At 34.8% G+C, this 1,306-nt stretch carries 2 protein-coding genes; both read left to right on the top strand.

All coding sequences use genetic code 11. The features are described 5' to 3' along the window. Positions 1–203 precede the first annotated feature (203 nt). Complete coding sequence (locus A8B35_RS22910; protein ID WP_075604140.1) at positions 204–503, top strand: hypothetical protein; 300 nt, start codon at positions 204–206, stop codon at positions 501–503. A 42-nt stretch (positions 504–545) separates the two neighbouring features. Further along, a complete protein-coding gene (locus A8B35_RS22905) occupies positions 546–953 on the top strand; it encodes a hypothetical protein (protein ID WP_075604139.1) in 408 nt (135 codons plus the stop codon). Positions 954–1,306 lie beyond the last annotated feature (353 nt).

Genomic DNA, 1,306 nt, shown 5'->3' with positions numbered 1-1,306 from the left:
AGAAAATAAACTATATCCATAATAATCCGGTAGAAGAGGGCTTGGTATTTCAACCAGAAGATTATGTATACAGTAGTGCAAGGGATTATAGTGGAGAACTTGGGATGTTAGAAGATGTGGTGGTAGTAAAGTAAAACCACACGAGAGGACTCGTGCGGTAGCGGGGTAATTCATGTAGTTCAACAAACAATTATAAATTAAATATGAAGCTTGCCAAGTTAGTGCCATTGATAACTCTAAGAAGAGAGAAACTATCTATTGCTCAGATTGCAGAGCAGATTATTAGCTTTTATAAAAACATGGTCTTGTTTGATGAAAATTATAGTCAGTTAAATGTGGTTTCTGAGAAAAAAGCTTTGAATCAACATATAAAAGTTGATACTGATAATGCTGAACAGCAATTAGCTGAAGAAATTTTGCATCAGAATACCGAAGAAATTCGGAAAATGGATAAAGTCGAAAATCCGAACTTTGATTTTACAATGGATGAATCTATTATATAAATTGGATTACAAACAAAAATTCATGAGGAAACATTAATAACTTTGAATTTCAGCTTTCAACATTCAGATAATTTCAAATCGAAAATAGGTAATATCGTTACAAATCCAATTTGCTTTGATTCCTTTGAAAAGGCTAAGTTCTTTTTGGACACAACCAAAGAGTCTTTTCTTGTTGATTATTCGGTGATTAAAATTTTCGATAAAGATATCAATAAGGTTGCGAGAGGCTACAAAGCCCCCTTAGGATGGCTTACGTATTTTTCAAATGATTATGAAATAGCTATCCCAGATGATTTGGAGGGGATAGAATATGAACATACGGAAACTGGGAAATATTTAATTTTGACTAGAGAAATACCAATTAGTGCAGAAAAGCAAGAAGCAAATAAACAAAAGCTTTTGAGCTTAATGGGAGAAATAGAACGGCGAGTGCCAGAATACTCGAAATAATATTAAAGTCTGGATGAAAGCCCTGGCTTTTTCTTACGAATAAGCCCTCGCTCAGCGTAGCAACATAATACCAAAGTATAGGCTCGGCATAGCGTCTCGCTATGTCGTATTTGGCAAGGCTTCTAGCCTTATTTTTATGTACATCAGGTATTTCAGCATTTTTATTAAGTAGGCCAGAGGCCTTATGACAGCAACGAAGCGAGACGCTTCGCTGAGCGAGGTAAGACTTAGAGTTACAGCCTAGCTAGTTTAAGCAGTTCTACAAAGTCACTTATACGAAATACTTTTTCTAATGGAGATGACTTTGTTAATTCTTGAGAAACTCTTAAGCCGTTTATTGATTACTGTATTTA

This window comes from Saccharicrinis aurantiacus, assembly GCF_001660705.2.
GTDB lineage: Bacteria > Bacteroidota > Bacteroidia > Bacteroidales > Marinilabiliaceae > Saccharicrinis > Saccharicrinis aurantiacus.
The sequence above is the reverse complement of the archived record's forward strand: the minus strand, read 5'-3'. Positions and strand labels throughout refer to the sequence as shown.

Bases quoted from the DNA above. Each gene is read 5' to 3' on its own strand.
- A8B35_RS22910 (WP_075604140.1), top strand. From the start codon at position 204: ATGAAGCTTGCCAAGTTAGTGCCATTGATAACTCTAAGAAGAGAGAAA.